This is a genomic window from Deltaproteobacteria bacterium, from assembly GCA_009929795.1.
Classification (GTDB): Bacteria; Desulfobacterota; Desulfovibrionia; order Desulfovibrionales; family Desulfomicrobiaceae; genus RZZR01.
Genome location: RZZR01000345.1, coordinates 1 through 1,510, shown reverse-complemented (window position 1 = coordinate 1,510; position 1,510 = coordinate 1). Strand labels below are relative to the sequence as shown.

The 1,510-nt window shown below is 59.0% G+C and carries 3 protein-coding genes; all 3 read left to right on the top strand.

The genetic code is table 11. The features are described from left to right. A partial coding sequence (locus tag EOM25_14875; protein ID NCC26461.1) for a hypothetical protein occupies positions 1 to 130 on the top strand: 130 nt, incomplete at its 5' end. Between the two features lie 91 nt (positions 131 to 221). Further along, complete coding sequence (locus tag EOM25_14870) at positions 222 to 947, top strand: 3'-5' exonuclease (protein ID NCC26460.1); 726 nt, start codon at positions 222 to 224, stop codon at positions 945 to 947. A 432-nt stretch (positions 948 to 1,379) separates the two neighbouring features. Beyond that, a partial coding sequence (locus tag EOM25_14865; GenBank protein NCC26459.1) for a DUF1016 domain-containing protein occupies positions 1,380 to 1,510 on the top strand: 131 nt, incomplete at its 3' end.

The following is a 1,510-nucleotide window of genomic DNA, read 5'->3' as shown; positions in this document are numbered from 1 at the left end:
CGACGAACCCGACAATCGCATCAATCCCGGGCGGCTTTCGGAACTGGAAAAACGGACCCTCAAGGACGCCTTTTCGGTCATCGGCAACATCCAGGCCTTCATCAAGGACGCCTTCCAACTGAACGCGTGACAGCCCGGGAACAGGTGAACCTGACTTCGGACGACACGGCAAGGCCCGAAGGCCAAAGCCTCTGACCGGCCCGACAAGGAGACGCGCCTCGATGTACATTCAACGCCTGGCCAGGACCATGGCCCGCCTCCTCCATGGCGACCCGGAGCATCCTGGCCTGGCAGCCAACGCCGACTACTTCGACACCTTCGACCAGAACATCCCCCTGGCCGAGTGCGAGTTCACCGTCGTGGACACCGAACTCACCGGCCTGAATCCCCATGTGGACGAAATAGTCTCCATCGGGGCGGTCAGGATCCGGGGGCTTCGGATCGAAATGGGAGACTGCTTCTATTCCCTGGTCCACCCCCGGGTCATGACCAAGACGAGCATTCTCATCCATCACATCACCCCGGACGAGGTCCTGAATTCCCCCCGCCTCTTCAAGGTCCTGCCCGAATTCATCGACTACGCCGGCCGATCGCTCCTGGTTGGTCACCACATCGGCCTGGACGTGAGCTTTCTCGGCCTGGCCTGCCGCAAGATCTACAACGCTCCCCTGCCAAACCATTGTCTGGACACCATGCGCCTGGCCCAGGTCTACGAGGCCGACTTGTGGGAGAACTACTACGACCAGTACGACCTCAATGTCAGCTACAATCTGGCCGACCTGACCCACCGCTACGACCTGCCCGTCTTCGACCACCACAACGCCCTGGAGGATGCCCTCCAGACCGCCTACCTCTTCCTTTTCCTGGTCAAGAAACTCAAGAAGGGCGGCATCGTCACCCTCCGCGACCTCTTCCTGGCCGGACGCAGCTGGCGCTGGTACTTCTGATTTTCCAACGACTCTCGTATTTTCCTATCCATCTGTACGACGCCCAGCTTTGTTTTTGCAATCAAAAACACAGAGGCCATACTCTAGCCCTGCTTTGGTCGAGGTCCTTCTTGCCGCTTGCCCCTCTTTGGGCTAGTTGGTGAAAACCTTCGAGGTCAAAGAAGCAGGCATGAGACACGATTCGCTCGTTTTGCCGCCAAAGCCGTTGGCCTTGGGCGAGAGCTGATGGTTGACGGGACCGAAGCACCAAGACGAAACTCAAAGCATGGGGCGGCAAGATGAAATTCTATCTGAAGAACTTCATTCCATTTTCTTCAGGTAAGGAAGTGCGAGAGCTGAGGAAAAAGCAGCCTGCTCCGCACAAAAAACGACTCAACTCCTCGACCAAGCCAACTCCCGCGTCGAGCAACTCATCGAGGAGGCGGTGCGGGCATGAGCGGCAAACCCGTCTCCCTGATCCAGGCGCCCGAAGGCTACGCCGACTGGCTGGCGGGTCTGAAAACACGGATCCACAGCGCCCAACAGCGGGCGACCCTGGCCGTCAATCGCGAGCTGGTGCGGCT

Bases quoted from the DNA above. Each gene is read 5' to 3' on its own strand.
- EOM25_14870 (NCC26460.1), top strand. From the start codon at position 222: ATGTACATTCAACGCCTGGCCAGGACCATGGCCCGCCTCCTCCATGGC.